At 65.7% G+C, this 19,963-nt stretch carries 18 protein-coding genes; 3 read left to right on the forward strand and 15 right to left on the reverse strand.

The genetic code is table 11. From position 1 onward, the window contains the following. Positions 1-19: 19 nt before the first annotated feature. Positions 20-2,110 (reverse strand): TonB-dependent receptor, encoded by a 2,091-nt coding sequence (locus DFO63_RS16650; protein ID WP_119007391.1) that lies wholly within the window; start codon positions 2,108-2,110, stop codon positions 20-22. A 171-nt stretch (positions 2,111-2,281) separates the two neighbouring features. Between DFO63_RS16650 and DFO63_RS16655 the strand changes: the two genes are divergently transcribed. The 3 genes from DFO63_RS16655 (at position 2,282) to DFO63_RS16665 (ending at position 5,659) form a co-directional block, all read left to right on the forward strand. Next, the gene (locus tag DFO63_RS16655) at positions 2,282-3,484 is read left to right on the forward strand and encodes an amino acid aminotransferase (RefSeq protein ID WP_049446804.1); all 1,203 of its coding nucleotides are present in this window, start codon (positions 2,282-2,284) and stop codon (positions 3,482-3,484) included. Between the two features lie 340 nt (positions 3,485-3,824). Next, complete coding sequence (locus tag DFO63_RS16660) at positions 3,825-4,841, forward strand: class 1 fructose-bisphosphatase (RefSeq protein WP_014035428.1); 1,017 nt, start codon at positions 3,825-3,827, stop codon at positions 4,839-4,841. 107 nt (positions 4,842-4,948) lie between these two features. Continuing rightward, positions 4,949-5,659, forward strand: a complete 711-nt coding sequence (locus DFO63_RS16665; protein WP_014035427.1) for a 2OG-Fe(II) oxygenase — start codon at positions 4,949-4,951, stop codon at positions 5,657-5,659. A gap of 11 nt (positions 5,660-5,670) precedes the next feature. On the opposite strand, the gene DFO63_RS16670 is transcribed toward DFO63_RS16665, so the two are convergent. From DFO63_RS16670 to recF, 14 genes are all read right to left on the reverse strand, one after another. Then, entirely contained in the window at positions 5,671-6,276 is a 606-nt protein-coding gene (locus DFO63_RS16670) for a hypothetical protein (protein ID WP_235434962.1), read from the reverse strand. Between the two features lie 57 nt (positions 6,277-6,333). Beyond that, positions 6,334-7,425: a PA0069 family radical SAM protein gene (locus DFO63_RS16675; RefSeq protein ID WP_119007392.1), complete on the reverse strand. Its 1,092-nt coding sequence runs from the start codon at positions 7,423-7,425 to the stop codon at positions 6,334-6,336. 144 nt (positions 7,426-7,569) lie between these two features. Beyond that, positions 7,570-8,313 (reverse strand): pyridoxine 5'-phosphate synthase, encoded by a 744-nt coding sequence (locus tag DFO63_RS16680; protein WP_014035423.1) that lies wholly within the window; start codon positions 8,311-8,313, stop codon positions 7,570-7,572. Positions 8,314-8,322: 9 nt separating this feature from the next. Then, a complete protein-coding gene (locus DFO63_RS16685) occupies positions 8,323-8,592 on the reverse strand; it encodes a hypothetical protein (RefSeq protein ID WP_049446808.1) in 270 nt (89 codons plus the stop codon). 40 nt (positions 8,593-8,632) lie between these two features. Beyond that, complete coding sequence (gene cls / locus DFO63_RS16690; RefSeq protein ID WP_042358375.1) at positions 8,633-10,093, reverse strand: cardiolipin synthase; 1,461 nt, start codon at positions 10,091-10,093, stop codon at positions 8,633-8,635. Positions 10,094-10,252: 159 nt separating this feature from the next. Next, entirely contained in the window at positions 10,253-10,666 is a 414-nt protein-coding gene (locus DFO63_RS16695; RefSeq protein WP_005411740.1) for a biopolymer transporter ExbD, read from the reverse strand. Between the two features lie 3 nt (positions 10,667-10,669). Next, the gene (locus tag DFO63_RS16700) at positions 10,670-11,095 is read right to left on the reverse strand and encodes a biopolymer transporter ExbD (RefSeq protein ID WP_005421196.1); all 426 of its coding nucleotides are present in this window, start codon (positions 11,093-11,095) and stop codon (positions 10,670-10,672) included. Between the two features lie 61 nt (positions 11,096-11,156). Further along, the gene (gene exbB, locus DFO63_RS16705) at positions 11,157-11,918 is read right to left on the reverse strand and encodes a TonB-system energizer ExbB (RefSeq protein WP_005411738.1); all 762 of its coding nucleotides are present in this window, start codon (positions 11,916-11,918) and stop codon (positions 11,157-11,159) included. A 94-nt stretch (positions 11,919-12,012) separates the two neighbouring features. Then, positions 12,013-12,570, reverse strand: a complete 558-nt coding sequence (locus tag DFO63_RS16710; RefSeq protein ID WP_170871767.1) for an energy transducer TonB — start codon at positions 12,568-12,570, stop codon at positions 12,013-12,015. Positions 12,571-12,824: 254 nt separating this feature from the next. After that, positions 12,825-14,018: a tetratricopeptide repeat protein gene (locus DFO63_RS16715; protein ID WP_014035419.1), complete on the reverse strand. Its 1,194-nt coding sequence runs from the start codon at positions 14,016-14,018 to the stop codon at positions 12,825-12,827. 132 nt (positions 14,019-14,150) lie between these two features. Further along, positions 14,151-14,957 (reverse strand): M48 family metallopeptidase, encoded by an 807-nt coding sequence (locus tag DFO63_RS16720; RefSeq protein WP_049446811.1) that lies wholly within the window; start codon positions 14,955-14,957, stop codon positions 14,151-14,153. A 71-nt stretch (positions 14,958-15,028) separates the two neighbouring features. Continuing rightward, complete coding sequence (locus DFO63_RS16725) at positions 15,029-15,877, reverse strand: type II CAAX endopeptidase family protein (RefSeq protein ID WP_049446813.1); 849 nt, start codon at positions 15,875-15,877, stop codon at positions 15,029-15,031. Between the two features lie 67 nt (positions 15,878-15,944). Next, complete coding sequence (gyrB, locus tag DFO63_RS16730) at positions 15,945-18,404, reverse strand: DNA topoisomerase (ATP-hydrolyzing) subunit B (RefSeq protein ID WP_014035416.1); 2,460 nt, start codon at positions 18,402-18,404, stop codon at positions 15,945-15,947. 112 nt (positions 18,405-18,516) lie between these two features. Beyond that, positions 18,517-19,611 (reverse strand): DNA replication/repair protein RecF, encoded by a 1,095-nt coding sequence (gene recF, locus DFO63_RS16735; RefSeq protein WP_014035415.1) that lies wholly within the window; start codon positions 19,609-19,611, stop codon positions 18,517-18,519. Between the last annotated feature and the right edge of the window lie 352 nt (positions 19,612-19,963).

Genomic DNA, 19,963 nt, shown 5'->3' on the forward strand with positions numbered 1-19,963 from the left:
AGCGGCCGGCACTACCCTCCTAGCGCCACGACCATTGCAGGCCGACGTTGGCCCGCCGTCCTGGTCCCGGCTCGTAGAAGCGCCCGTTGCCATCGTTGACGATCACCGAGCCGATGTAGGCCTGGTCCAGCACGTTCTCCAGCCGGGCGAAGGCGCGCAGCTCGCCACCCGGCAGGGTCCAGCGACGGCCGGCTTCCAGATGCAGCAGGGCGAAGCCGGGCGCGCGTTCGGTCGCCACGTCGTTGACCACGGTATCGCTGCTGGCGGCGGCCTCCAGCGCCCACTGCCACTCGCCGGGTGACCATTGCAGCCGGGCGAAGGCCTGCTGGCGCGGTACCCCGGGAAGGCGGCTGCCGGCAGCAACCAGGGTATTCGAGGTCAGGTACGGCGAACGCACCTGCGCCTGCAGCCAGGTCCACGCCAGCTGCAGCTCCAGCTGCTCGGCCAGCGGCTGGCGATACTGCAGTTCAACCCCCTGGCGGCGGGTGCGGCCGATGTTGCGATAGGTGCTGCGACCTCCGTTGTTGCTGGCAACTGCCAGCTCATCGTCGGTATCTGCGCGGAACAGGCTGACATCAAGCTGGGTTCCATCCTGTGCGCGCCACTTGCTGCCGACCTCCAGGCTGCGGCTGCGCGCCGCCGCCAGATCCAGCGCCAAGCCCGCCTGGCCGTCGGCGCGATAACCCAGCTCGTTGAAGGTGGGTGTCTCGAAGCCGCGGCCCACGGCGGCATGCAGGCGCCACTGCGGGCTGGCCTCGAAGCTGATCCCGGCCACCGGCGTGGTCGCCTGGTAGCGGCGGCGGCCACTGTCATCGGGGTTGGCGCCGACGATGTAGCGGTCGTCGGACGCGAAGCGCACCGCGCTGTGGCGCACGCCGGCCAGCAACGACCAGCGCGGGCTCCACTGCCACCAGGCCTGGGCGAACTGGTCCACGTTCTGCACGGTGTCGATCTGGTCGCGGCGCAGGCGCCCGCGCACACCCAACGTACTGCCGATGAAGTTCTCGAAGCCGGTGCGGTGCTGGCGCTGCCGGTCCGCGCTGAGCCCGGCCACCACGTCCAGCGGCCGGCCGACGAGGTCGCCGTGCCAGCCCCAGCGCGCGTCCAGCCCACCATAGCCGCCCTCCAGATCGATCACCCCGCCGGCATGCAGTGGGTTGGCCTGGGCAGCCGGCGGAATCGGCAGGTATTGGGTCACCGCGCGCTGGCCGGCATAGCCCATCAGCTGCCAGCGCTGCGCCCCGGTCTCCCGGGTCCAGCGCAGACCGGCCTGCTGCTGGCGCACCGATTTGCGGGTGTTGTACTGGTGCGCCACGGCGGTGGCCTGGCGCGGATCCGCCGCCACCTGGGCACGGCTCAGGCCCAGCGGGTCCTGCGCATCGGGGGCATCCAGCGCATTGAGCAGCAGCTCCAACCGCCCACCGCCCAGATCACCACCGATGCGCGCATTGAGCGATTCACGGCGCGCGCGGCTGTGGTCGGGCCAGCCATCGGTGCGGAAGTGGTTGGCGGCGATGTTGTAATCCAGAACACGGCCGGCACCCTTCAGTTGCGCGCCGACGCTGAGCGTGTTGTCGGCACCGGCATTGAGCCGCAGCCGCCACGGGTCGCCGGGCTGGCCCTGCGCGCTCCACACCTGCAGCACGCCGCCGGAGGAATTGCCGTACAGCGCCGAGAACGGCCCGCGCAGCACCTCGATGCGTTCGGCGCCCAACAGGCTGGCGTGCGACAGCTGGCCCTGGCCGTCGGGCATGGTCGCCGGTACCCCGTCGATCAATACCCGCACCCCGCGCACACCGAAGGTCGAGCGCGCACCGAAGCCACGGATCGACAGCTGCGTGTCCTGCGCGAAGTTCTGCCGGTCGCGCGCGACCAGGCCCGGGACCCCGGCCAACGCCTCGGACAACTGCGCGCCGGCGCCGGCGCGGCTGGCATCGATCCAGACCGTATCCAGGCTGGCGGGCAGCGCGAACGGGTCGATGCCCGGCACCCGCGCAGCCTGCACCTGCACGCTGGGCAGGGCGGTCGGTGCGGGCTCGGCCACGGCCGCCCAGGGCGACAGCAGCAGGGCGGACAACGGCAGGCAACGGCGGCGTGCGGCAGGATTCATGATTCAGGTTGATGGATCGGGCGGCAACGCACGCCATGGTACGGGGCCGCGGATGACGATGGCGGCGGCCAGCCCCGGCAGGCTTTGTTACGATGGGCTGTTTCCGGCCGAAAAGCCGCAAGCCGCGTAGCGCACTTCCTCCCCCTTTCCGTCTACCGAACGAGTACCGCCGTGTCCTTCTTTGCAAACGTGGAACTGGTCCCAGGCGACCCGATCCTGGGCCTGACCGAGGCGTACAACGCCGACAGCCGCCCGACCAAGGTCAACCTGGGTGTGGGCATCTACTACGACGAGAGCGGCCGCATTCCGCTGCTGCGCGCCGTCAAGCAGATCGAGCAGCAGCTTGCCGCTGAAGCCAAACCGCGCGGCTACCTGCCGATCGATGGCCTGCCGGCGTACACGCAGGCCACGCGTGAGCTGGTGTTCGGCAAGGACTCGCCGCTGCTGGCCGCCGGCCGCGTCACCACCGCACAGACCGTCGGTGGCAGCGGTGCGCTGCGCGTCGGCGCCGACGTGCTGAAGAAGCTGCTGCCGCACGCCACCGTTGCGCTGAGCAACCCGAGCTGGGAAAACCACCGCGCCGTGTTCAGCGCGGCCGGCTTCGAGGTGGTGGAGTATTCCTACTTCGACCCGACCACCCATGGCGTCAACTTCGATGCCCTGCTGGCCGACCTGGGCAAGCTGGACGCCGGCACCGTGGTGCTGCTGCATGCCTGCTGCCACAACCCCACCGGTGCCGACCTCACGGTCAGCCAGTGGAAGCAGGTGGCACAGCTGCTGAAGGACCGCCAGCTGTTCCCCTTCATCGACATGGCCTACCAGGGCTTCGACAAGGGCATCGAGCAGGACGGCGCCGCCGTGCGCATCATCGCCGAAGCCGGCATCGACAGCTTCATCGTCGCCAACTCGTACTCCAAGTCGTTCTCGCTGTATGGCGAACGTGTGGGTGCGCTGTCGATGGTGGCGCCGACCGCCACTGACGCCAAGGCCGTGCAGTCGCAGGTCAAGCGCGTGATCCGCACCATCTACTCCAGCCCGTCCACCCACGGTGCTGCGCTGGTGGCCGGCGTGCTGACCAACCCGGAACTGCGCGCGATGTGGGAGCAGGAGCTGACCGAGATGCGCGAGCGCATCCACGCCCTGCGCCATGGCCTGGTCGAGAAGCTGGCCGCTGCAGGTGCACCGCAGTTCGGCTTCATCAACGAGCAGGCCGGCATGTTCTCCTACTCCGGCCTGAGCCGTGAGCAGGTCGAGCGCCTGCGCGACGAGTTCGGCATCTACGCCGTCGGCACCGGCCGCATCTGCGTGGCCGCGCTGAACCAGAACAACCTGGAATACGTCGCCAAGGCCGTGGCCACCGTCGCCAAGGGCTGAAGCAACGCTCCAGTGGTTTGAAGACAAAGGCGCCGAAAGGCGCCTTTGTTTTTTGCTCTTGCTCTTGCCTTTGCCATCCCCACCGCGCTCGCGGCGAACCCTGAAGCGCGTGGGAGGGGGAGGTGATGCAGGACCGTTGGCGCCATGGATGGCGCCATCGAGCTTACATGGACGTACTTGCAGCGTGTCCTGCATCGCCTCCCCCTTCCACGCGCCTCGACAAAAGGAAGGCGCCACGAGCGCAACGCATCTGGAAACGATTACGCCTTCCCGCGCTCACGCACGGCCCCGCCATACGGGCGACAATAGGCGTTTTCCCGCTGCCGAGACCTGCCCGCTCATGTCCCGTACTTCGTTGACCCGCTTCCTGATCCAGGAACAGCACGCCGGCCGCATCAATGCCGACCTGCGCCAGCTGATCGCGGTCGTCGCCCGCGCCTGCACCAGCATCTCCATCGCCGTCAGCAAGGGCGCCCTCGGTGGCGTGCTCGGCGACGCCGGTACCGGCAACGTGCAGGGTGAAGCGCAGAAGAAGCTGGACGTCATCAGCAACGAGATCCTGCTCGAGGCCAACGCCTGGGGTGGCCACCTCGCCGCCTGCGCCTCGGAGGAAATGGACCACAGCCAGCCGGTGCCGGACATCTATCCGCGCGGTGATTTCCTGCTGCTGTTCGATCCCCTCGATGGCAGCTCCAACATCGACGTCAACGTCTCCGTCGGCACCATCTTCTCGGTGCTGCGCTGCCCGACCAACGTCGAACTGCCGGGCGATGACGCGTTCCTGCAGCCGGGCAGCAAGCAGATCGCCGCCGGTTACTGCATCTATGGGCCCAGCACCCAGCTGGTGCTGACCGTCGGCCATGGCACCCACGCCTTCACCCTCGATCGCGAGAAGGGCGAGTTCGTGCTGACCACCGAGAACATGCAGATTCCGGCGGCTACCCAGGAATTCGCCATCAACATGTCCAACCAGCGTCACTGGGAAGCGCCGATGCAGGCGTACGTCGGCGACCTGCTGGCGGGCAAGGAAGGCGCACGCGGCAAGAACTTCAACATGCGCTGGATCGCCAGCATGGTGGCCGACGTGCATCGCATCCTGACCCGCGGCGGCATCTTCATCTACCCGTGGGACAAGAAGGATCCGTCCAAGGCCGGCAAGCTGCGCCTGATGTACGAAGCCAATCCGATGGGCCTGCTGGTCGAACAGGCCGGCGGCGCTGCCTGGACCGGCCGCGAGCGCATCCTCGACATCCAGCCCGACCAGCTGCACCAGCGCGTGCCGGTGTTCCTCGGTTCGCGCGAGGAAGTGGCCGAGGCCGTGCGCTACCACCACGCGCACGACGACGCGCAGGGCTGAGGCAGTTCCTCCGACAGCGGTCGTGGCAGAACGATGACATGACCGTGGGGTGACACCGAGGGCGGCAAACGGCACCATCAAGCCGTTGCCGCCTAAGGAATGCACGCATGCACGAGCAGGGCCCGGTCGATTTTATCGAAGTCATCCACAACGCCGTCCCCAGCGAGGTCTGCGCCGCCATCGTTGAACGCCTGCGCGCCACGCGTGGCCTGCAGCCCGGTGCGGTGGGCAGTGGCGTGTTCCCGGAACTCAAGCACAGCAAGGATCTGCGCATCAGTGGCCTGGACGGCTGGCAGGATGTTGATCAGCAGCTGCAGATTGCGGTGTTCAACGGCCTGCTGACTTATCTACGCCGTTATCCACAGGCGTTGATTGCGCCGCTGATGTTGCAGATCCAGGACAGCAACGGCCAACCGCGACGCCTGTCTGCCGAGGACTTCCCCGACATGCCGCCGCAGCAGCTGGCCGATCTGGCCCGCACCTGCCTGCGCCCGGGCGCGATCAACCTGCAGTGGTATGCGGCAGGCGAGGGCGGTTACCCGTACTGGCACTGCGAGCTGTACCCGAAGGATGCGCAGGCCGAGACCCTGCACCGGCACGTACTGTGGACGCTGTACCTCAACGACGACTTCGACGAAGGCGAGACCGAATTCCTGTTCCAGGGGCGCAAGATCGCGCCGCGCACCGGCAGCCTGCTGATCGCCCCGACGGCATTCACCCACACCCATCGTGGCAACCGGCCACAGGGTGGCGACAAGTTCATCGCGACCAGCTGGATCCTGTTCCAGAGTGCGCAGAAGTTGTTTGGGGGAGGGTGAGACTGTCGCAGCTACTTGGTCGGTCCAAAAGACCGCCAGAGATTGCCGTTGCCACCTTGCCAGGCACTGAGCTTCTCGACGGGGATTTCCCTGGGTTGACAGGTGAACTGGAGATAGAAGGAACGGTCTTCTTTTCGATAGCTGTTCCATCCGACAGACGTCACTTTGACTTCCATCGGACTATCGCGCTTGTGCGGTCGATGTAGCTCGATATCCGCCGAATCGGACAACCAGTAGTCTCCCTTGTGCGCGAAGCCCGCGCCACCACTGGTCATGCGTGCGTCGAGCACCTCCGGAATCCCTTCAGCGGACGGAGTGTATCCCTTCAGGATACCGGTGACCTTGGTGAACTCTTGGGAATCCATCACGCCCGGTGATTCCGAGAACAGGCGAAGCAGAAGAAGGGTGTCGGTGCCCTTGCTCACCACCTGACCCGCATTTGCTGTCCACAAACGCTGTTCGAACTCGTCCAGGCCAGCCGGCATGTCAGTGACGACCGTGGCCTGCGGAACGACGATGCATTCGTGCAGGGCGCGGGCCTGGACCTGCAGGGTCGCAAGGCATAGAAGAAGACCACTGGCACGGAAGCAGTGACTGCATTTCATCGTGTACAACACCAGGCGATGCGGCAAGGCTTGGATTGTTACCGGTGGGTCGCACTGCGGTCCAGCGTCCTAGAACAGACTGCCCTGCGGCGTATCCTTCTTCGGCGGCAGCGGCTTCTGGAACCGGCTGCAATCCAGCTTCGGCCAGTGGCTGTTCTGTGCATTGAATCCCAACCGTTTGCGCGCCAGCTTGAAGCGGTTGTTCAACAGATCGGCATATACGCCCTGGCCGCGCATGCGGGTGCCGAACCGGCTGTCGTAGTCCTTGCCGCCACGCAGCTGCTGGATGGTGCTCATCACATGCGCAGCGCGATCGGGATGGTGCGTATCCAGCCAGTCGCGGAACAGCGGTGCCACTTCCAGCGGCAGGCGCAGCAGCACGTAGCCGGCGGTGCTCGCACCTGCATCGTGTGCGGCCTCCAGCACGGCTTCCAGCTCACTGTCGTTGATCCACGGAATCACCGGCGCCACCATCACACCGACCGGAATGCCAGCGTCATGCAGGCGTTTCATCGCGCGCAGCAGTGCATGTGGCGCTGATGCGCGCGGTTCCAGCTTCGCGGAGAGATGCGGATCCAGCGAGGTCACCGAAAAATGCACGCTGACCAGGTTCTCCGCGGCCAGCGGCGCGAGCAGATCGATGTCGCGCTCGACCAGTGCGTTCTTGGTGATCAGCGAGAACGGATGCTTGGTCTCCAGCATCACTTCAATCAGTTGGCGCGTCAGCTTGAACTTGCGTTCGATCGGCTGGTACGCATCGGTGTTGATGCCCAGCGCGATCGGCTGCGGCACGTAACCCGGCTTCGACAGTTCCTTGCGCAGCAGTTGCGGCGCATTGGTCTTGGCGAACAGCTTGGTCTCGAAGTCCAGGCCCGGCGACAGATTCAGATAGGCATGCGAGGGGCGTGCAAAGCAGTACGAGCACCCGTGCTCGCAACCGCGGTACGGATTCACCGACTGGCTGAAGCCGACGTCCGGCGAGTTGTTGCGGGTGATGATGCTGCGCGCGGTTTCGGCGCGCACTTCAGTGCGCAGGCGCGGGGCGAGGAATTCCTCGCTCTCGTCGACCGCCCAGCCGTCGTCCACCGCCTCGCTGACGGTGCTTTCAAAGCGCCCGGCAAGGTGGGACGTGGAACCTCGGCCCTTGATCGCAATACCCATTGCGGCAGGGTACGTCGCCACCGTCTCAATGGCTGCGACGGCCGCCTGAAGGGTTCAGCCCCCTCGTAGAGGCGAGCCATGCTCGACTGCCTCCGGACGGATGGGAAATGGAGTCGAGCATGGCTCGACTCTACAGGGGAGGGGTCAGAGCAGCGCCAGGTACCCGCGCACGGTGGCATCCAGCCCGTCATACAGCGCCTCGCCGATCAGCGCGTGGCCGATCGACACCTCCAGCACCTCCGGCACATGGGCCAGGAAGTCGCGCAGGTTGTCCTGCGACAGGTCGTGGCCAGCATTGACGCCGAGGCCGACGGCCTGCGCGCGGCGGGCGGCAGTGGCGAACAACGCCAGCATCGCGTCGGCGTCGCCAGCCGCATGCGCCTCCGCATAGGGCCCGGTATACAGCTCGATGCGGTCCGCACCCACGTCGGCCGCCTGCTCCAGCAGCGGGTTGCCCGCGTCGACGAACAGGCTGACCCGGCAGCCCATCGCTTTCAGTTCGGCGATCAGTGGGCGCAGCCGCTCGGCATCCCGCGCGAAGTCGAAACCGTGGTCGGAGGTGATCTGCCCATCACCATCGGGTACCAGGGTGGCCTGCGCCGGGCGGGTCTGTTCGCACAGCGGCAGCAGCCCCGGGTAGCCCTCGCGCGGCGGCGCGAACGGATTGCCTTCGATGTTGAATTCAACGCCACGCGCGCGGGTCAACGTGGACAGGGCCAGCACGTCCTCGGCGGTGATGTGGCGGCGGTCCGGCCGCGGGTGCACGGTGATGCCATGTGCACCGGCATCCAGGCAGGCCTGGGCGGCGCGCACCACGTCCGGTTCGGCGCCGCCGCGCGAATTGCGCAGGACGGCGATCTTGTTGACGTTGACGCTGAGCTGGGTCATGGAACGGGACTACTTGGAAAGAGGGGATGGGTCGTGGTCGTTGTGGTCGTCGCTGCGGCGGGCCTGGGCCTGTTCGCGCAGGCGGCGCAGCTCTTCGGCATCGATCAGGGTGGCCGGGTCACGCTGCAGGTCGCCGAAACGGGCCACGTAGCGGCCGCGTACCCAGGCCAGCAGGAAGGCCAGGGCAGCCAGCAGGCACAGGGTCATCAACCCCGCGCTCGGGGTCTTCAGCGCGAAGGCAAAGCAGCCCAGCGCCAGCAGCAGGTACAACCAGTACATAGTCGGGCTCCCCGGATGATCGCCGCAGTGTAGCGCTGCGTCAGAGCAGCGGCGAGGCCAGCCGGGCGAAGGCCTCGGGCAGGCGGTGCAGCCATAGCGAGCGGCCGGCCTGGTCATGCACCCGAGTGGCGCGGTCGAATTCGCCCTGCAGCAGTTCGGCCAGCGCGGCGACACGGTCACGGTCGCTGATCATCATCGACAGCTCGAAGTTCAGCCGGAAGCTGCGATGGTCGAAGTTGGCACTGCCGACAATGCAGACATCGTCATCGGCAATGAACGCCTTGGTATGCAGCATCCGCGGGCCGTATTCGTAGATCTTCACGCCAGCATGCAACAGCTCGTCGAAGTACGAGCGTGCGGCCTGGGTGACGAACCAGGAATCGCTCATCTTCGGTACCAGCAGGCGCACGTCCAGGCCGCCCAGTGCAGCCGAGGTCAGTGCCATCCGCGCCGCTTCGCCCGGCACGAAATAGGGCGTGACCAGCCACACCCGCTCATGCGCTTCCTGGATCGCCGCCACATGCAGGCGATGGATGGTCTCCCAGCCCGAGTCGGGCCCGGACACCAGCACCTGTGCGCTGATCGGTCCATCCGCGCGCAGCGGCATGTCGGCCGGCCACAGGCGGGCGATGTCGAAACGGGAGTGGTCCTGGCCGCTGGCGTAGAGCCAGTCCTCGGCGAACACCAGCTGCAGGCTGCGCACCACATGGCCGCGGATACGCATGTGCAGGTCGCGGTAGGCGTCTGGCCTGCGGCTCTCGTCTTCCTCGTCAGTGATGTTGATGCCGCCGGTGAAGGCGAGGCGACCGTCGACGATCACCAGCTTGCGGTGCGTGCGCAGGTTCAGCCACGGGCGCTTGAACGGCTTCAGCAGCTGCCGCGGGTGGAACCAGATCGCTTCACCGCCGGCATCCAGCAGGGGTTGCAGGAAGCGGCGGGGCAGGGCGGAGGAGCCGACCGCATCCAGCAGCAGGCGCACCTGCACACCGGCCTGCGCACGCTCGACCAGGGCATCACGCAGAGCGGTGCCGGCGTGGTCGGGATTGAAGATGTAGTACTCCAGGTGCACGTGGTCGCGCGCCTGCGCGATCGCGTCGAGCAGCGCGGCGTAGGTGGCTGCGCCGTCGACCAGCCAGGTCACCTCGGTGGCACTGCTGGGCGCCAGCCCGGTGGTGGCCTGGGCAACCTTGGCCAGCTCGGTGCAGTCCGAATCCGGCGGGCAGACGTCACTGTAGTGCTCCATGCCCGAGCGGGCGCGGCCACGGCGCAGCCGCTGCCGCTTCACCTTCTGCGGGCCCAGCAGGTAGTAGATGAAGAGCCCCAGGTAGGGCAGCAGCGCCAACGACAGGATCCAGCTCAGCGTGGCCACCGGCTCGCGCTTCTGCAGCATGATCCAGCCCGCCAGCGCGAACAGGTACAGCAGATAGGCCACCGCCAGGATCGTGCCGAGGTGGGCGATGCCGTCGAGCCAATGGCGCAGGGAGTCGAAGAGGGCGAGCATCCGCCGATCATAGCGGCGCATGCTGCCTGTTGGGGTCAGGTCCCTTTTCCGCAGGAAAAGGGATCTGACCCCGATGGGACCCCTCGGGCACAAAAAAGACGCCCCTGTTTCCAGGGGCGTCTGCAGTCGCGTCATGACTGTTGTGTTGCGGTGTAGCGTTTACTGCTGCACAAAACCGATCTTCTTCATCTGAGCATTCTTCGCGGCGGCCAGAACCTTGGCCATCACGTCGTACTCGGAATCCGGGCTGGCGTCGATGCGCAGTTCCGGCTGGTTGGTCGGGTCACGCTGGACCTCCTGCTCCATCCGCTGCTGCAGCTCGCTGGTATTGATCGGGCTGTTGTTCCACGAGACCTGGTTGCTGGCGTCGATCTTCAGTTCGATCGGCGGCGGCGGTTCGACCAGCTGCGGCGGTGGGTTGAGCACGCGCTGCGGCAGGTCCACGGCGATCGGGTACGTCATGATCGGCGCGGTCACGATGAAGATGATCAGCAGAACCAGCATCACGTCCACGAGGGGCGTGACGTTGATGTCTGCCATGGGGCCCTTGCCACCACCACTACTGAATGCCATGGCTTATTGCCCCTTTTCTTTGGTCGCGACGAAGCCGACGTCCAGCATGCCCTGCTCCTGCGCGACCTTGGTCAGGTCGTTGATGACGCGCATCTTGGTGGTGCGGTCACCACGCAGGTTCAGCGGCGGCTGCGGGGTCTGCTGGGCGGCGGTCGCCAAGCGGGACTCGAGAGTCTGCTTGTTGATTTCTTCGTCGTTCCAGTAGATCGAGCCGTCTTCCTTGACTGCCAGCGTGATCGGGTTCGGACGCTTTTCAGCATCTTCCGGCTTCTGGATCAGGTTGGCTTCCGGCAGATCCACCTTGACCTTGTGGGACATCAGGGGCGCCGTGATGATGAAGATGATCAGCAGCACCAGCATCACGTCCACGAGGGGCGTAACGTTGATGTCGGCCATGGGGCCGCCGCTGTTACCACTACTGAAAGCCATAACGGGCTCCGTCTAGATCTTGGTGACTACTTACTTCGTCGCTGGGTGACGCGCGCCGCAATTAGCGGACGCGCGAACCGGTGGCGAAGAAGTCGTGCAGGTCGTGCGCGAAGGTGTCGAACTTGCTGATGGTCGCGCTGTTGATCTTGCTGAAGAAGTTGAAGGCGAACACGGCCGGGATTGCGACGAACAGACCGATCGCGGTCATGATCAGCGCTTCACCCACCGGGCCGGCAACGGCGTCGATCGAAGCGGAGCCGGTGGCACCGATCTTGATCAGCGCGCCGTAGATGCCCCACACGGTACCCAGCAGACCGACGAACGGAGCGGTTGCGCCGACGGTGGCCAGCAGGGTCATGCCCGACTGCAGCTTGTTGCTTTCGCGGGTGACGGCCTGACGCAGAGCGCGGTCGACGAACTCCGAACGGCTCAGGTTCTCACCGACGCCGCCGGTAGCACCGCCTTCAGCGCGCTGGTGGTGGGCAGCTGCCTGGGCAGCGTCCAGGGCGATCTTCGAGAACGGCTCCGAAGCCGGCTGTTCTTCCATCGCACGGATGGCGTCCTGCGCGTTCGGGGTGTCCCAGAACAGGCTGACGACGCGATCAGCGGCGCTCTTCAGGCGGGTGGCACGGAAGATGTTGATGACGGTCCAGTACCAGGACATGGCCGACATGGCGATCAGGGTCAGCAGCACGACCCAGGAAACCGCGAAATCACCCGGCTTGGTGGTCATTTCGTGGATCAGGTGCTCGAAGCCCATCTGCGACAGGGCGTTGGACGGATTGCCCCCGGCAGCAGCGGCGATGAAAATTTCCTGCAGCATGACGCTTACCTTTGTTGTGTGTGGTGATAAAGGGTGTAGCTAAGCTAAACAATCGAACTGGGAGCGGGGGTGGCCAGGCGGCCACCCGGGCGCATCAGTTCAGCGCAAAGTTGACCGGGACGCGAACGCGACCTGCCGCCTTCTTACCGCCAGATTCAGCGGCGTTGAAGCGCCACTTGCGAGCCGCTTCCATCGCAGCACGGTCCAGGTCGCGGTTACGGCTGGACTTTTCCACCGTGACATTGGTGACGTTGCCGCTGGCATCGACATCAATGATCAGGATCACTTCGCCCTGGATACCAGCGCGGAAGGCTGCCGGCGGGTAGCGCGGCGGATTCATGGCCTTTGACGAGATGTCCACGCTGGCCTCGATCGAGGTCGGCGGAGCCGGCGGCGACGGCGGCGACGGCGGGGTGACGATGTCGTTCGGACGCGGTTCCGGCACGTCCACGACCGGCGCCTGCGGCGGCGGCGGGACCGGCGACGGCTTCGGCGGCGACAGATTCTTCACCGGCGGCGGCGGAGTATCGGTCGGCGGCGGCGGCGGCGGCGGCGGGGGCGGCGGCGGCGGTGCGTCGACGATGGTCACCATGACGTTACGCTCCTTCTCAGCCACGGCCTTGGGGGCCACAGCGGGGATCAGGAGCATCATGAAGGCGGCCAGATGCAGGGCGATTACAAACGCGATGCCGACGATGCGAGGCCAGCTCAGCCCCTTGTCATCGGGTTGTTCGTACCGGTGAACGACTAGTTGTTCCGTCATGCGCCAAGAGCTCAATAGTGGGGCCGGAATCCCGGGGGCGGGATCCCTGATCAGCGGTGCATGACACCGCAGGAACCTCCAAGCTTATACCAATCCTGAGCGCCTGCGCATCAACTGAGCAGGCATTCAGGCGTTATTCCTACTTACTTCAGGTTGATGATTTTTTTGGCATCAGCCTGGTTCTTCACGCCCTTCGCCAGCGCCTGCTGGGCGGCCTGCTTGGCCTCGGGGACGCGACCTTCGGCATGCAGGACGCGTGCCAGGTTCAGGTAGGTCTCACCGTCCTTGGAGAGCGGGGCGGCCTTCTGCCACGCATCGATCGCCTGCGGCACCTGGTCGGAGTAGTAGTAGGACTGGGCCAGCGCCAGGTAGACCTGGTAATCCGGCTTCAGGATGCCCTTCTGCAACCCTTCGTTGATGACCGCGATGACGTCCTTTTCCTTGTTCTCGGTGTTGGCATAGATCGAGTACAGCTGCTTGTACTCGCGCTCTTCGGTGAGCTGGCCGCTGCTGCGCAGCTTGTCCATCACCGCGGCGGCCTTCGGCATCTGGTCAGCCTGCATGTACATGTTGGCCAGATTCAGCTGGGCCTTCTTGTCCGTCGGGTTCTTGGCCGCCAGCGCTTCCGCGGCCTGCACGGCCTCGCCGGTCTGGCCGGCTTCGGACAGGGCCGCCATCAGCAGCTGGTTCCAGTTGTCCTTCGGCTCGGCGGCGCCGGCGATGGCCTGCTTCAGCACCGGGATCGCTTCCTGGTAGCGCTCCAGCTGGTACAGCGCCTGGCCCTTGGCGATCAGCTCTTCCGGCTTGGTCGACTTGCTCTCGGCGAAGTACTTGTCCAGGGTGGCCAGGCCTTCGGCGGTCTTGTCTTCCTGCAGCTGCAGCTGGCCCAGCATCAGCATCGACTGGAAGTGCCCGTTGTTGTCCAGGCCGTTGAACTGGATCACCTGCTTCAGATACGCGATGGCGCCCGGCACGTCGTCGGTCTGGTACGCGGCCTGCGAGGCCAGCTGCGCGGCCAGCGACTTGTCGTACTCGTTGGAAGCGCTGTCGGCCAGGATCGCGTCAGCCTGTTCGCGCGTCTCCGGGAACTTTTCCTTGTTGTAGCTGTCGATCATTTTCTGCAGCTTGCTGCCCATCTTGGCCGAGGCCTTGGCGGTCGGCTCCTGGCGGGTCGCGTTCGGGTACAGCGGTTCGGCCTTGGCCTGCTTGCTGCTGCCGCCGCGGCTGCCACGGTCGGAGGAACGCGAGGACTGCGCAAAGGCATCGGTGACCACGGCGCCGGTCAGGGCGGTCGCGACGAGGACGGAAAGCACAGCTTTGTGGTTACGGAAAATCATCGTTCACCTCGATCGAACCGCCGGATAGCGGCAAAGTCGGACTGTCAGAAAAATCTGAGCCGCCAAACGTATCAGAAACAGATGGCGTGAGAAATCGTTTTATGTGCTGCAATACAGCATAGAACTGCGCACTCATCCGCACTTTGGCCGCAGCCCGGCCGCCTGCGCCTGCTGATAGACCGGCGTCAGGCCCGGTGCATCACGTCGCAGCTCCTGGATCCGGTTGGCCGGATCGGGGTGGGTGGACAGCCATTGCGGGCTGCGACCGCCGCTGGCGGCCATCATGTTCTGCCACAGGTCCACGGCCTGGGCCGGGTTGAATCCGGCCTGCGCCATCAGCCGCTGGCCAATCACGTCTGCCTCGCTTTCCTGGGTCCGCGAGCCCGGCAACAGGAAGGCCGTCTGCGCGCCCATCCCGCCCAGCTGGTTGACCGTACTGGCGGCGCCATCGCCATAGGCGGCACCAGCCAGCGCGCCCAGCACGGCCAGGCCGGTCTGCGCGCCCATCTGGCGGGTGATGCGTTCTTCGTGGTGACGCGCGATGACATGGCCGATCTCATGGCCGATCACGGCAGCCAGCTGGTCCTGGTTCTTGGCGACGGTGAAGATGCCGGTGTTCACGCCCACTTTGCCGCCAGGCAGGGCAAAGGCGTTCGGTTCCTTGTCGACGAACACGGCCGTCTCCCACCGTACGCCACGGTACTGAGGCGGCAACTGCGCGACCAGGGCATTGACCACGCACTGCACATAGCCGTTCTGGCGGCCATCAGTGCTGATCTTCTCTTTCTGCTTGGTCTCCGCGAACGCCTGCGCACCCAGCTGGTCCAGCTGTGCCTGCGACACGCCGCCGACCATCTGCCGTCTTCCGGTTGGCGAGGTGGTGGTCGCACAGGCACTGACCACGGTGGTGATGACTAGAGCCAGCAGCAGTTGTTTCATGGGTCCGCCCCCGTGTTCATGTGCGCAGTGTGTAGCCTACCTGCTTAATCTTTCGTCAAGCGGGCACGGCCTTACGTTGACCCCAGGAACACCATCGCGGCAAGGGCGACAGCGTTGTTCAGTGCGTGCGCGGTGATCGCTGCCCACAGCGTGCCGGTGCGCCGGTACAGCCAGCAGAAGGCGGCGCCCATGCCGCCGTACACCAGCCACAGCTGCGCCATGCCCAGCAATGAGTTCTTGCTGACACCGGGCACTTCATGGACCAGGGCGAACGCCAGGCTGCTGAGGATGAGGCCCAGCCAGGGGCGACCGGCCTGCCACAGGCGCCCGAACAGGACACGGCGGAACAGCAGCTCTTCGTAGGCGGGGGCGAGGACGACCGCAAACAACACCAGGAACAACGGGAAGCGCGCGATCGCGCTCTGCATCAGTTCCACGTTGGTGGGCACCGGCTCGATGCCGAACTGCTTGGAAAGGAAGGCGATGCCGTTGCTGCCAAGGACGATCAGCGTGGCCACCAGCAGGGTCCAGCCCCAGGTGGAAGGCCGCTGCAGCGCCTGTCGCGAGGCCAGGCGTTCGCCGGCGTTCGCCGGGCGGCGCCAGAAGTACAGCAGCAGTGCGGCGCCACCGGTGGCGATCAGGGCCATCAGGATCTGCGCCAGGGCACCGGGCTGGCCCACTGCCGTGCCGACGGCATCGGGTGTCAGTGCGCCGCCATTGGCCGCGGCGTTCGCGCGGCTGACCACGATCGCACGGTAGAAGCCCCAGAACAGGCCAGTGACCATGCTCAGGCCGACCAGCGTGACGGCGGCGATGCCCAGGTCGATGAAGAAACCTGCCAACGGTGCCACGGCGCGCGGCGGGGTAGACGCCGGCGGAACCGGAGGCGGGGCGGCGGAGACCGGGGCGGATGCGGACATCAGGTACCTGCGTTCAAGGGACGAAGGCCGGTGCAGCTCCCCGCGCACCGGCCAGGTCCCGATTGTGTCAGATATCCAGGTTGGCGACCTTCAGCGCATTGTCTTCGATGAAGTCGCGACGCGGTTCGACCACATCGCCCATCAGGGTGCTGAAAATCTGGTCGGCGGCGACCGCGTCTTCGATACGCACCTGCAGCAGGCGACGGGTTTCCGGGTTCACCGTGGTATCCCACAACTGCTCCGGATTCATTTCACCCAGACCCTTGAATCGCTGGATCTGACGGCCGCGCTTGGCCTCCTCGAGCAGCCAGTTCTGCGCCTTGGCGAAGCTGTCGACTTCGATCGACTTGGCGCCGCGGGAAATCGTCGCTCCTTCGCGCACCAGGCCGTGCAGCAGCTTGGAGGCCTGATGGATCGCGCGCAGCTCGCCGCTTTCGAACGCCGACATCGGCAGCACCTGGATGTGCTGCTCGCCCATGTGGCGACGGGTCACCAGCACGGCGGCGGGGCGCTCCTCGTTGGCGTCCTGCAGTTCCAGGCTGAAACGCGGGCTGCCCAGGCTGCCCTGGTTGAGGCGCTTGGCCAGCGCATCCAGGCCTTCGCCTTCGCCGGCATTGCGCAGGCTGTCCATGTCCATCGGCACGAAATCGACCAGCGCTTCGAGCAGGTTGCGGTCATAGCGGTGGGCGTTGCGTTCGATGGAATCGAGCGCGGCGGCATAGGCCAGCAGCAGCTTTTCAAGCGCCAGGCCTTCGATGCCCGGTTCGCCGGTGGCCGGCACCAGCGCGGCGTTTTCCACCGCACTGCTGGCCAGGTAACTGTCCAGCGCCGGGTCGTCCTTCAGGTACAGCTCCTGCTTGCCCTGCTTGATCTTGTACAGCGGCGGCAGGCCGATGTAGACGTAACCGCGCTCGATCAGCTCCGGCATCTGACGGTAGAAGAACGTCAGCAGCAGGGTGCGGATGTGGGCGCCGTCGACGTCGGCGTCGGTCATGATGATGATCTTGTGGTAACGCAGCTTGTCCGGGTTGTACTCGTCACGGCCGATGCCGGTACCCAGGGCGGTGATCAGCGTACCGACCTGGTCGGAGGACAGCATGCGGTCGAAGCGTGCGCGTTCCACGTTGAGGATCTTGCCGCGCAGCGGCAGCACCGCCTGGTTCTTGCGGTTGCGGCCCTGCTTGGCCGAGCCACCTGCCGAGTCACCCTCGACGATAAACAGTTCGGACAGCGCCGGATCCTTTTCCTGGCAGTCGGCCAGCTTGCCCGGCAGGCCGGCGATATCCAGCGCGCCCTTGCGGCGGGTCAGGTCGCGGGCCTTGCGCGCCGCTTCACGTGCACGCGCGGCGTCGACGATCTTGCCGGCGATCGCCTTGGCTTCGTTCGGGTTTTCCTGCAGGAACTCTTCCAGGCGCGCGCCGAAGGCGTTTTCCACCGCCGGGCGCACGTCGGAGCTGACCAGCTTTTCCTTGGTCTGGCTGGAGAAGCTCGGGTCCGGCACCTTTACCGACAGCACCGCGATCATGCCTTCGCGCATGTCATCGCCGGTCAGGTTGATCTTGGCCTGCTTGGCGATGCCGTTCTGCTCGATGTAGTTGTTGAGCACACGGGTCAGCGCACCGCGGAAGCCGGCGAGGTGGGTACCGCCGTCCTTCTGCGGAATGTTGTTGGTGAAGCAGTACATCGTCTCCTGGTAGGAGTCGGTCCACTGCAGCGCCACATCCACGACGATGCCGTTGTGCTCGCCGGTGACCGAGATGACGTTCGGGTGCAGCGGAGTCTTCAGCTGGGCCAGATGCTCCACGAAGCTGCGGATGCCGCCTTCGTAGTGGAAGTCATCGCGACGGCCATCGCCGCGCTCGTCGGCCAGGACGATCTTGACGCCGGAGTTCAGGAACGACAGCTCGCGCAGGCGGCGGGCCAGGATGTCGTAGTGGAATTCCACGTTGTCGTGGAAGGCGACGGTCGACGGCCAGAAGCGCACGGTGGTGCCACGCTTGGTAGTGGCTTCCAGCTTGGCCAGTGCGGTCACGGCTGCGCCGTTGCTGAATTCCTGCTGGTAGTGGGAGCCGTTCTGGAACACGTCCACCAGCAGCTTCTGCGACAGCGCGTTGACCACGCTGACGCCGACGCCGTGCAGGCCGCCGGAAACCTTGTAGCTGTTGTCGTCGAACTTGCCGCCTGCGTGCAGGACGGTCATGACCACTTCGGCGGCGGACACTTCGCGACCGAGCTTGGCGCTCATCTGCTCGTGCTTGCCGGTCGGGATACCGCGGCCGTTGTCGGATACCGAGACCGAGCCGTCGGCGTGGATCGTCACTGCAACGTGGTCGGCGTGGCCGGCCAGCGCTTCGTCGATCGAGTTGTCGACGACCTCGAACACCATGTGGTGCAGACCGGTGCCGTCATGCACGTCGCCGATGTACATGCCGGGACGCTTGCGGACAGCCTCCAGGCCTTCCAGGGCGGTAATGCTGTTGGCGTCGTAATTGCCGTTGTTTGCCGGGGTGTTCTGTTCGTCGCTCATTGCGCTTGCCGTAGGCTCCGCAGGTCGGCCACCGCTTGGAGCGATGCGCCGAGAATGAAAGGATTCCAACCCGAATTATACCAGCCGGGGTCGAGCGGCCCTGGTGTGCCCACTATGGCACAGCCACGATCTGTGCATGTTCCACGTGGAACCGGGCGATGTGGGTCAGTTCTTCCAGCGCCGCCGGCGTTTCGGTGGCGGTGATGAAGATCTGTGCCGGTCCATTGAGCAGGCGCTCCAGAACCCGCGCCTGGTGGGTGCGATCCAGCTCCGAGGCCAGATCGTCCAGCGCGATCACCGGCCATTCGCCGCGCTGCTCGGCATAGTCCTCAGCCTGCGCCAGCAGGCAGGCCAATGCCGTCAGCTTGGCCTGGCCGCGGGACAGCGCATCGCGACCAGGAATGCTGTGGAAATCCACGCTCCAGTCTGCGCGGTGCGGGCCGACCGAGGTGTACCCGGCCTGGCGGTCACGTTCCCGGGCCAGAAGCAGGGCATCGGCCAGAGGGAGCTCGTGCCGACGCCAGCCCGGGCTGAGTTCCAGGGCCTGGATGCCGAGTTGCGGGGCCAGGCTGGAAGCCAGAGCCACGGCGCGCTGCTGCAGACGCTCCAGGTAGTGCTGGCGGCGGCTGGTCAGGGGTTCGCCGGCTTCGGCGAGTTCGTGATCCCAGGTATCCAGCATCCGCGACGGGCCACCCTGCTTGAGCAGGGCATTGCGCTGTTTCAGTGCCCGCGAGTACCGACGCCACAGGGACAGGAAATCAGGTTCCACGTGGAACAAGCCCCAATCGAGGAAGCGGCGGCGGGGTTCACCACCACCGCTGACCAACGCATGGCTGCCTGGCTCAAACGTGACGACCGCAAGCGCTGCGCACAGATTGCCAAGCTGCGCCACGTCTTCACCGTCCAAACGTCCCTTCCAGTCCTGCCCGCTGTGGCGCAGGCCGGCCTTTCGGCGGTGCGGCGGGTGATTGGCACGTTGTTCGTCCCATTCCACGAAGATCTCCAGCGCTTCCTGGCCCTGGCGCACCAATCCATCGCGGACACGACCTCGGAAGCTGCGCCCATAAGCCATCAGATGCAGGGCCTCGAGCACGCTGGTCTTGCCGGCACCGTTGTCGCCGGTCAGCAGGTTCAATCCTGGCTGGGGCGACAGATCCACCGCACTGAAGCGACGCAGTTGGTGCAGGGCGAGGCGGCGGATAAGCATGGGGCGCGAAGGACCATCCGCACGGGGCGGTAGAGGGACAGGGAATCCATCAGCTTACTGCATCGGTCAAGCCGACACGGCCCGAAGCGGCTGCCGAGCTGATGGGCTGAACATGGCCGGATCCGGATCGCGTGTTCCACGTGGCGCCGCCTCAACGCGGGGCGCTATCACAGCCCTGAACTGTCCTCGAAATCTTCAAATCTGCAGTGGGTGGCAGGGTGTAGACCCTCAGAATTCAACGATTTCACGGCTCATCGCGCCCCACGTGCACAACACCACTTCGGCAGTCGCTCTGCATGACCCGCAGATTTCTTGAAATCTACGACGCCCTCTCTTGGACGGTTCCACAGAT

The sequence above is a fragment of the Stenotrophomonas sp. AG209 genome (genome assembly GCF_003550055.1).
In the GTDB taxonomy this organism is placed as follows: Bacteria; Pseudomonadota; Gammaproteobacteria; order Xanthomonadales; family Xanthomonadaceae; genus Stenotrophomonas.

Coding starts and splice junctions, on each gene's coding strand:
- DFO63_RS16660 (WP_014035428.1), top strand. CDS start 3,825: ATGTCCCGTACTTCGTTGACCCGCTTCCTGATCCAGGAACAGCACGCC.
- DFO63_RS16700 (WP_005421196.1), bottom strand. CDS start 11,095: ATGGCTTTCAGTAGTGGTAACAGCGGCGGCCCCATGGCCGACATCAAC.
- DFO63_RS16725 (WP_049446813.1), bottom strand. CDS start 15,877: ATGTCCGCATCCGCCCCGGTCTCCGCCGCCCCGCCTCCGGTTCCGCCG.
- gyrB (WP_014035416.1), bottom strand. CDS start 18,404: ATGAGCGACGAACAGAACACCCCGGCAAACAACGGCAATTACGACGCC.
- DFO63_RS16710 (WP_170871767.1), bottom strand. CDS start 12,570: ATGATGCTCCTGATCCCCGCTGTGGCCCCCAAGGCCGTGGCTGAGAAG.
- DFO63_RS16650 (WP_119007391.1), bottom strand. CDS start 2,110: ATGAATCCTGCCGCACGCCGCCGTTGCCTGCCGTTGTCCGCCCTGCTG.
- DFO63_RS16675 (WP_119007392.1), bottom strand. CDS start 7,425: ATGGGTATTGCGATCAAGGGCCGAGGTTCCACGTCCCACCTTGCCGGG.
- DFO63_RS16665 (WP_014035427.1), top strand. CDS start 4,949: ATGCACGAGCAGGGCCCGGTCGATTTTATCGAAGTCATCCACAACGCC.
- DFO63_RS16685 (WP_049446808.1), bottom strand. CDS start 8,592: ATGTACTGGTTGTACCTGCTGCTGGCGCTGGGCTGCTTTGCCTTCGCG.
- exbB (WP_005411738.1), bottom strand. CDS start 11,918: ATGCTGCAGGAAATTTTCATCGCCGCTGCTGCCGGGGGCAATCCGTCC.
- cls (WP_042358375.1), bottom strand. CDS start 10,093: ATGCTCGCCCTCTTCGACTCCCTGCGCCATTGGCTCGACGGCATCGCC.
- DFO63_RS16680 (WP_014035423.1), bottom strand. CDS start 8,313: ATGACCCAGCTCAGCGTCAACGTCAACAAGATCGCCGTCCTGCGCAAT.
- DFO63_RS16720 (WP_049446811.1), bottom strand. CDS start 14,957: ATGAAACAACTGCTGCTGGCTCTAGTCATCACCACCGTGGTCAGTGCC.
- DFO63_RS16715 (WP_014035419.1), bottom strand. CDS start 14,018: ATGATTTTCCGTAACCACAAAGCTGTGCTTTCCGTCCTCGTCGCGACC.
- recF (WP_014035415.1), bottom strand. CDS start 19,611: ATGCTTATCCGCCGCCTCGCCCTGCACCAACTGCGTCGCTTCAGTGCG.
- DFO63_RS16695 (WP_005411740.1), bottom strand. CDS start 10,666: ATGGCATTCAGTAGTGGTGGTGGCAAGGGCCCCATGGCAGACATCAAC.